Origin of the sequence: Bradyrhizobium sp., assembly GCF_035273305.1 — a bacterium.
Classification (GTDB): Bacteria; Pseudomonadota; Alphaproteobacteria; order Rhizobiales; family Xanthobacteraceae; genus Bradyrhizobium.
In genome coordinates this window covers 1-4297 of record NZ_DATEPI010000286.1, presented here as the reverse complement: position 1 = coordinate 4297, position 4297 = coordinate 1, and the positions used below count along the sequence as shown (strand labels likewise).

At 59.4% G+C, this 4297-nt stretch carries 4 protein-coding genes and 1 pseudogene; 1 reads left to right on the top strand and 4 read right to left on the bottom strand.

The window, feature by feature from the left end:
- The 3 genes and pseudogenes from VJV58_RS18850 to VJV58_RS18840 all read right to left on the bottom strand — a co-directional run.
- Positions 1-229, bottom strand: a pseudogene (locus tag VJV58_RS18850) (saccharopine dehydrogenase); the annotation flags it as partial.
- Between the two features lie 52 nt (positions 230-281).
- A complete protein-coding gene (locus VJV58_RS18845; protein ID WP_324138881.1) occupies positions 282-1067 on the bottom strand; it encodes a DUF169 domain-containing protein in 786 nt (261 codons plus the stop codon).
- An 84-nt stretch (positions 1068-1151) separates the two neighbouring features.
- Positions 1152-1958 (bottom strand): YdcF family protein, encoded by an 807-nt coding sequence (locus tag VJV58_RS18840; protein WP_324138880.1) that lies wholly within the window; start codon positions 1956-1958, stop codon positions 1152-1154.
- 65 nt (positions 1959-2023) lie between these two features.
- On the opposite strand from VJV58_RS18840, the gene VJV58_RS18835 reads away from it, so the two are divergent.
- The gene (locus VJV58_RS18835) at positions 2024-2965 is read left to right on the top strand and encodes an acetamidase/formamidase family protein (RefSeq protein WP_324138879.1); all 942 of its coding nucleotides are present in this window, start codon (positions 2024-2026) and stop codon (positions 2963-2965) included.
- 103 nt (positions 2966-3068) lie between these two features.
- Here the strand turns inward: VJV58_RS18835 and VJV58_RS18830 are convergent, their stop codons facing one another.
- On the bottom strand, positions 3069-4037 hold the full coding sequence (locus tag VJV58_RS18830) for an SDR family oxidoreductase (protein ID WP_324138878.1): 969 nt from the start codon (positions 4035-4037) through the stop codon (positions 3069-3071).
- Positions 4038-4297: the final 260 nt, after the last annotated feature.

Below are 4297 nucleotides of genomic sequence, written 5' to 3'. Positions count from 1 at the left end.
CTTCCAGCGATGTCGGATCGCTGGCATCCGCCTGAATCAAGGCGATATCCGACGGCGCGCCGATGGCGTCGCGCACGGAGGCAAGCTTCTCCAGGCTACGACCGGCCATAGCCCACTTCGGACTACCCCTGCCACTGTAATGCGTGGCGAGGTATTCGGCGATTAGCTGCCCGGTGAAGCCGGTTGCGCCATAAACAACGATGTCGAATTGCGACGACGAAGACTTCATAAAACCAATTCCCTTGGGGTGCTTTGAATTCGATTACGGCTAGCTTACTGGTCTATTTCCGCGGATAGGAAACGCCCATGCCAGCGCGTACATCGCTCTGGATGCCGTAGGGCGCGATCGGATAACGCAAGCCATTCTTCGCCAGAGCCTTCATACCTGCAATCGCCTTGGCGAGATGCGCCGGCGACAACGCCATCAGCATTTCCTCATCCGGCACCCCGCCATAGCGGCGCTCGGCGAAGCACGGCAGCGATAGGCTGGGCTCACCGGTTTTTAGCGCCCTTCCCCATGAATCCGCGCACGCCGTCTCGCCGACCACGCCCCATTCGAATTTCTTGTAACCCGTATATTGCAGCCCATTGATCAGAATGATCATCTGACCCGGGGTCGCATAGACCAGGCAGATATCCGGCGGGTTGAGCCTGCCACTCGCAAGTGGGCTCACTGCCAGCGCCTGATAGCTACCGTACGGAACGACGTCCAGGGCCTCCTGGCGCTTGCGCGCGTCCTCGGCATTCTCGTGCCAGACTCCGATGTAGGACTCTCCGGCAAGCCACTTCTCGTCCTGCGGGGCGAGCCCAATCACTGCCCTGCACTGTGCGCCGACGAGATCGTCGGCCGTGATGCCCACGGTCCAGCCCAGCCGCGAAGCCATGCTGATAATCTGATCCGTGGTGTGAACCGCCGACGGCCGCCTGATTTTCGGGATAGCGGCCATTTCCTCGACGCGCGCGAACATCTTGATACCCGTAACGGTCGTCTTCAGCCGAAGCAGATTGTTCAGATCGGTCACCATTCCGACCAAATCCAAATTTTGATCCTTTGCTGCCTGCTGCATAAACGAACCTCCCGCGACGCCGGATTGCCACCGCATTTTAGTTTAAACAAACCTTATCGGGATATTTTGTGGACCGCGAGCCGATTAGCGCGTGTCGGGACCCGGGAAAAACGCGCTGCTTTTGCCTGAGATCCGGTAAGCGACAAGTCCCATCCATTCGCGCAGTGCGAGCTCGGTTCGTCCCAGAGCTTCGATGGAGCGAACCGAAAAATTCACGAGATCGGCAGCCCCGCCCACCCGCCAATCGGCTGGATATGGTTCGACGTCAAATCCGATTTTGCGAAAAATGCCGATCGATCTCGGCATATGATAGGCGGACGTCACCAACAGCCAGCGCTCGCCATGTTTGGGAGCGGCCACGCGCTTTGAGAATTCAGCGTTCTCAAAGGTATTCCGCGAAGTTCGCTCGGAAATCAGGCGATCGCTTGAAATCCCGAGGCTCTCGAATACCGTCACTGCATAATCTGCTTCTTTCGCCGCATCATCCGAAACCAGGTTGGCGTTTCCACCGGAATAAACTATGCGAGCGTTCGGATATCGATGCGCAAGCGCGGCGGCGGCGATGATGCGAGCGGCCGAGCTACTAAACGCAGCAGTACCGTGCCCTGCGGAAACATCGGTCTCAATGCCGCCGCCCAGCACGAGGATCCCATCCGGCGCACCCGGCCCGCTGTCCCAAGCTGGAAAGCGCTGCTCTAACGGATAAAGCAGCCAATTTCCGAGTGGCGAGAATCCACATATCCCTAACAGCAGAATGGAAGTGATCAGCAGCTTCCGGCCTAATCGGGAAAATCGTGTTGCAAGCAGGATCGCACCGAACACCCCGATGCCGATCAGGAGATTCGTCGGCAACAGCATGATGCCGACCGTCTTTGAGAGCACAAAAAACAAGGGAGGCCTTCGGGAATGTCTGCTACAGCCTCTTACGCGAGCGCCGCCCCGAACAGAAGCCCGTCATGACACATCATCACCTGCATTCCAGCCCTGAGACCTGTCACTGGGGCTTCTTCGAAGCGCGACTGAAGCCCGTTCTTACGGTTGACAGTGGCGACGAGGTGACGATCGACACCATCACCGGCGGCCCGGATGTGATACCGGACAGCAGCCGATTTCACGTTCCGCCTGAGCTCGCGCAAGTTCACGCGAAAAACGAACGGATGTTGCCCGGACATATTCTGACCGGCCCCGTTGCCATCGAGGGCGCCGAGCCGGGCGATGTTCTGGAGATCGAAATTCTGGACGTCAGACTCCGTCAGGACTGGGGGTACAACTTCATTCGGCCACTCGCCGGCACCCTGCCCGACGATTTCCACGAAAGCCGCCTGCTCAACATCCCCTTGGACGAAAAGCGGATGGTGGGCCGGCTGCCCTGGGGCCTGGATCTGCCCCTCAAGCCATTTTTCGGGGTCATGGGCGTAGCCCCGCCTCCTGCCTGGGGACGCATCACCTCGCTCGTCCCGCGCGCAATGGGCGGCAACCTGGACAACAAGGAGCTGATCCCCGGCGCCAAGCTCTACCTGCCTGTATTCGTGCCCGGCGCACTGTTTTCCTGCGGGGATGGCCACGGAGTGCAAGGTGACGGAGAGGTTTGCGTTACCGCCATTGAAACGGCGCTGCAGGGGCGCTTCCGGATGACCGTGCGCAAGGACCTGCGGCTCGATTATCCACGCGCCGAAACGCCTTCCCACTACATGACAATGGCAATGGACCCTGACCTGGACCAATGCGTCGTTCGAGCATTGCGAGACATGATCGTGCTACTGGGTGAAAAGCGCAATCTGTCACGCGAGGACGCCTACACGCTGTGCAGTCTCGCCGCGGACCTACGCGTCACCCAGACCGTCAATGGCTCGAAAGGCATTCACTGCATGATCGCAAAGGCGGTGGTGCACGGGTGATAGCGCGGGCACGGTTCACGTCTTCTGGCCCGCGATCCGACATGCCTGTCACTCCGGCGCTTACGCTGGCCCACGCGCGCGCATCACAGCAGCCATCCCATTGTCAGCCGAGGCGCCAACCAACTTCCTGGGCGAAACTCTGGTAAAATTCGGCGTCATACGCGCGTTCAGGGGTCTGTCGCACGCGCTGATCGAGCCGCTGGGCGTCGTCTCCGACCAGGATCCGCCAGCGCTCCGCCTTGACCCCGTCAAGGATGATCTTGGCCGCAGCAGCGGCGGAAGTCGGTGCCTCGTCACGGAAACTGCGCGCCCTGTCCAGCGCGATCTGCTGAATGTCTTCATCCGTCATCGCCGTGGTGTCGATGCCCATTCCCTTCAGACGCTGGCGGCTCGCGATGATGTCCTCAGCACTCAACTGATCGGAATCAATCCCGCTCTGGATCTTACGGGAGTTCGAAATGATCGACGTGCCGATGTGGCCGGGCATGACGACGGAGCACTTGATGTGGGGCGCGTTCAGCCGGAGATCGTTGATGAGTGCCTCGGTGAAACCCTTTACCGCGAATTTGGCGGCGCTATAGGCGGTGTGCGACACGCCCATTCCGACTGAAGCCCAGAACCCATTTACGCTGCTGGTATTGATGATGTGGCCTTCATCGGCCTTCATCAGCATCGGCAGGAAGGTGCGAACGCCAAGATAGACTCCACCCCAGCAGATATTGAACGTTCTCTCCCATTGCTCACGCGTGTTAGTGAATAGGCTTCCGCCGCCGCCGATCCCGGCGTTGTTGAACAGCAAGTGGATTTTGTCCGTGCCCTGCTCCAAGGTGATTTCGTCACGGAAGCGCCGGAGCTGATCCTCGATGGACACGTCCGCGATATGGGTGGTGACGCGAAGCCCCTGAGGCAGCTTTTCCAGCTCGCACAGCCGCTTGGTCTCGGCCATCGCATCGGCTGAGATATCGCACATTGCGACATTGCAGCCTTCTGCAACAAGCTGACGCGCGAGCTCGCGGCCCATGCCCGTACCGCCGCCGGTGACGACGGCAAACTTTCCGGCAAACTCCTTCATGAGAAAACGAAAACCTTTCTGTTCAGGGTGGCGTCATCGAAATGACAGGTGCGCGGGATATCAACTGCCGGGAACAGCACAAGGAATAGGTCGACGCACTTAGACGTGACGTGAATATCCGGGCTTAATGTGGATGTGTTTATCAGATTGGCGCGTTAGGAGCGAGGAAAGCACAGCCGGAGCGTGGGCTAGCCCTACCCTGCCGATCCGCGACTTGGGCGGGTTAGCCGCAATTGCCGAACGCCTGACTGATTTCCGAC

Coding starts and splice junctions, on each gene's coding strand:
- VJV58_RS18830 (WP_324138878.1), bottom strand. CDS start 4,037: ATGAAGGAGTTTGCCGGAAAGTTTGCCGTCGTCACCGGCGGCGGTACG.
- VJV58_RS18845 (WP_324138881.1), bottom strand. CDS start 1,067: ATGCAGCAGGCAGCAAAGGATCAAAATTTGGATTTGGTCGGAATGGTG.
- VJV58_RS18835 (WP_324138879.1), top strand. CDS start 2,024: ATGACACATCATCACCTGCATTCCAGCCCTGAGACCTGTCACTGGGGC.